General features: G+C 71.8%; 3 protein-coding genes and 1 pseudogene. 2 read left to right on the plus strand and 2 right to left on the minus strand.

Annotation, left to right across the window (positions count from 1 at the left end; genetic code table 11):
* Both ACXJMZ_RS36900 and ACXJMZ_RS36905 read right to left on the minus strand, forming a co-directional pair.
* Positions 1-1,319 (minus strand): IPT/TIG domain-containing protein (locus ACXJMZ_RS36900; protein WP_457034365.1); only part of this gene is annotated, 1,319 nt, incomplete at its 3' end.
* 426 nt (positions 1,320-1,745) lie between these two features.
* Positions 1,746-2,143, minus strand: a pseudogene (locus ACXJMZ_RS36905) (transposase); the annotation flags it as partial.
* Between the two features lie 107 nt (positions 2,144-2,250).
* On the opposite strand from ACXJMZ_RS36905, the gene ACXJMZ_RS36910 reads away from it, so the two are divergent.
* Positions 2,251-2,556, plus strand: coding sequence for a hypothetical protein (locus ACXJMZ_RS36910; RefSeq protein ID WP_457034366.1), 306 nt, complete (start codon positions 2,251-2,253; stop codon positions 2,554-2,556).
* Positions 2,553-3,161 carry a hypothetical protein gene (locus ACXJMZ_RS36915; protein WP_457034367.1) on the plus strand — a complete coding sequence of 203 codons (609 nt, stop codon included), beginning with the start codon at positions 2,553-2,555 and terminating at the stop codon, positions 3,159-3,161. Before ACXJMZ_RS36910 ends, ACXJMZ_RS36915 begins: the two co-directional genes overlap by 4 nt.
* The last annotated feature ends 250 nt before the right edge of the window (positions 3,162-3,411 follow it).

The following is a 3,411-nucleotide window of genomic DNA, read 5'->3' on the forward strand; positions in this document are numbered from 1 at the left end:
GTGGTGGCCAGGTCCGCGTTCGGCGGTGCGACGTAGGTGAACTGGTCGGCGGCGGTGAGGGTGCTGGTGCCGCCGGGGGTCGTGACCTGGACGTCGACGGTGCCGGCGGCGTGCGCGGGGGCGGTGGCGGTGCAGGAGGTCGCCGTACAGCTCACGCCGATGGCGGGGGTGCCGCCGAAGGTGATCGTGGTGGCGCCGTTCAGGTCGGTGCCGGTGATGGTGGCGGCGGTGCCGCCCGCGGTCGGGCCGCTGTTCGGTGCGACGGCGGTGACCTCGGGGGCGGGGACGGTGAGCAGGGAGAGTTGCCGGGCGCCGGTGACGCCGGTGGCCGCCGTGGTCACCGTGTTGGTGGCAATGTCGACGGCGTAGACGATCCCGGGGGCCGTGCCGCTCGGATTGACCTGGTCGACGACGTAGGCGGTGGTGCCGGTGGAGTTGACCTGGACGTCGGAGGGGCTGCCGAGACCGGCGAGGAACGTGGTGACGGTGTCGGTGGCGGTGTCGATGACCGAGACGCCGTGGGTGGAGGCGCTGGTCGCGTACAGCGTGGTCCCGTCCGGGGTGATGGCCAGGCTGACCGGGACCGAGGCGGCGATGGTGTCCGTGATGGTGTTGGTGACGGTGTCGACCTTGGCGACGGCGCCGCCACCACCGAGGGCGACGTACGCGGCGGTGCCGGTGGGGTTGACGACGAGATCGTACGGGCTGGCCGGCAACGGCACGGTCGCGGTCACCGAGGCCGTGGCCGTGTCGATCACGGCCAGGGTGGCCGGTGCGAACGTGGTGACGTAGGCGGTGGTTCCGGCCGGGTTGACGGCGACGCCCTGGAGGTTGCCGGGGACCGGGACGCTGGCGAACACCGTGTTGGTGGCGGTGTCGATGAACGTCACGTTGTGGCCGCTGGTGTCGGCGACGTACACGGCGCTGCCGGCGCTGTTCACGGTGATCGCGGTGGGGATCCCGGCGAGCGGGATCGTCGCGGTGACCGTGTCGGTGGCGGTGTCGAGGACCGCGACGGTGTTCGCGTACGCGGTTGCCGCGTACGCGGTGGTCCCGGCCGGGTTGACGGCCACGTCCTGGGTGTACCCGCTGACCGGGATCGACGCGGTGGTCGCGCCGGTGGTGGTGTCGACGACCGAGACGGCCATGCCGACGAAGTTGGTGACGTAGGCGGTGGTGTGGCCGGGCTGGACGGCATGCGCGGCCGGCGCCGCCAGGGCCACCAGGCCCGTCGCGGCGAGCAGGGAGGCGGCGGCTGCGGAGACTCTGCGCCGCAGGCGGTGGGTACGCGGCGGGTGTAACAGGGCGGTCGAAGACATCGAGGACGTTCCCCCTTCGGTCCCGCAGCCGACGGCAGGAACCGGAAGCCCCTGGGAACCGCTGGTGCGGACGCTCACGACCCCCGACAGCCGTGGCGTCCAAGATCGCCGAGGGCCGCCGGATATCAGGGCCACCCTCGCGGCACAACACCAACTCTGCGGTCAGAACTGGAAGGCATGACCTGAAATCCTCCGACAACGTCTGAATCTCCGGGCGCCGGTGTTCGGGGACGAAGACGTTCGGGCTGGGGAATTCGGGCTCTTCAACACTTTCCGTGAACGGGTGCGTCGTCATGCGAGGAGGATGCGGCAGCACAACCGGCGGCCATGGCTGAGTAATCAGCAGGCCGACATCAACATCGAACTGGAAGGAAGWGGCCGCGATGCCATCGCGCCGCAGATATGACAGCACTGCGGCTTGCTCGTCTCGAGGTCGAAGCGTCGCAGGAACGTCTGCCACCGCAGGTCGACGCCGACGCCGGTCATGCCGGTGGCGGAGGACCACAGCCAGACCGGCAGGGATCGCCGCCGCCGGGCAGGCGGTCGACCTCCAGGCGGATCAACGTCCCCTCGATGATGGGCAGTTCGCCGTCGCGGTCGGTGACCTGGGTCGTGGCCGCGTCCGGCTCGCCCCATGTCTCCGGTCTGGCCAGGCGGAACTCCTTGCCGTGCTTCGGATATCGCCCGCCCCGGGGATAGGCCTCGGCGTACTCCTTGAGTAAGGGTGCCGGCCGTCGCATGACGCCGTCCGAACGCAGACGTCCCAGGACCTCGACGGGCAGCCCGTCGAGCAGGTAGGCCGTGCCAGCGGTGCGCACGCCTGCCCTCGGATGCGCCAGCGGCGTTCCCCGGCCTGGAAGGTGTCGCTGCGTAGGGTGGATTGCAGAGCCAGGTGAACAGGCTCGGCCCTGGACGTGGGAAGGGCTGGCACGTGGACGTTGCGAACAGTGGGGAGCCGGATCCGGCGGCGACTGCGGCCAGGCCGTCGGGTGCGCGCGGGTGGCTGCACATTCTCGGCGCGGTGGTGGTGGCGGTCGTGCTGCCCGCCGCGGTCGCCGGGATGGTTGCCGGGCAGCTGGGTGCCCAGGCCGTGTTCCTCGGAGTGCTCCTGGGCGTCACCGGTGCGAAAATCGGCGGCACGCATCGCATGCTGTATCTCGCCCCCGTGACAGGGGCCGCGGCCGGTCTGGCGCTCTCACCGCCTACGACTAGTGGTGGGCGGTACTTCTCGCGGTGAGCGGCGCCATCACGGGAGCGGGGGTCGGCTTCGGCTGGCTCGCGCCGCTGCTGATGGCCGCCGCCGCGGCCACGTTCGCCATCCCGGCGTCGTCGGGGACCGACGCGCTGATCTCCGGGATCATGACCACCCTGGGCGTCGGCTACGGCATCGTGATCGCCCGCCGCTTCGGCGCCGCCCCCGTCGTCGCCGGGGACCGACGCTCCGCGGCGCTCGCGGCCGCCGTCGCGGCCATCTTCGCCGTCGCTCTCGGCGCCGCGGCCGCACTGTTCGCGGCCGGTGCGGGCGACCGCACCGCGACGTACTGCCTGTACCTGCACCACATCCGCATGGGCGAGCTCCGCGAGGCCGAGTACTGGTTCCAGCAGGCGGCCCGGCTGGAGGACGACGGCCACACCGTCGCTATCCCGCCGTCGCTGCCCACGGTGCCCGGGTACTTCGCCATCACCGACGTGTGCCAGTACGTGCCTGACCTCCCCGTCCCCGACCGGGGCCTGCGTGACGTCCTCGACCACCGCCAACAGGTCAGCGACGACATGGTCGGCTCGTTCAGCCTGCCGCCGGAGGATATCGCCGAGCACCTCCACGCCCTCACCTCCGGCTGACCCCGCCACATCTGCCGGGCCGGGCCCCGGCCCCGGCCCGGCCCCGCTCCACCGGAAGGACCCTCCGCCATGACCGGCACGCCCGACCCCGGAATGCTCCGTCGCCGTCTTCACCACCGGCTACACGGCCACGATCGCCGTCCTGGCTCTGACCACCGTCACCGCCCGCTCCCGCGACCGCCGCCACGAAGCCCGGCGCACCCTCGCCGTCCTCCTCGGCCGCAGGAACTGACACCCGCACCCCCGCAGG

This window comes from Kitasatospora sp. P5_F3 (genome assembly GCF_054049135.1).